1 protein-coding gene is annotated in these 231 nt (G+C 45.0%); it reads right to left on the bottom strand.

Annotated features, from left to right (window positions below; genetic code table 11):
• Nucleotides 1-231: hypothetical protein (locus HA632_RS00110; protein ID WP_176305213.1), on the bottom strand; the 231-nt coding region annotated here is incomplete at both ends.

Below are 231 nucleotides of genomic sequence, written 5' to 3'. Positions count from 1 at the left end.
GGTTGGGTAATATAAGCCTGTGCTTCTGCCAGTGGAATGGCATTTGTCCCGGCTTCTGCATCGGCTTGAGTATGGTAATAACTAATTAAGAATACGTTCGGGTCTTGTGTGCCAAGAATCGCCGCATTAAACTGCGTTAAATCCAATTGGAACACTCCGTCATAAGGGTCATTGTAATCATCACATTGTGAAAACTCTTGTGGACCTGCCGCCGTAGCATATTCCTCTACT

The sequence above is a fragment of the Flavobacterium sp. J49 genome (assembly GCF_011742145.1).
GTDB lineage: Bacteria > Bacteroidota > Bacteroidia > Flavobacteriales > Flavobacteriaceae > Flavobacterium.
The sequence above is the reverse complement of the archived record's forward strand: the minus strand, read 5'-3'. Positions and strand labels throughout refer to the sequence as shown.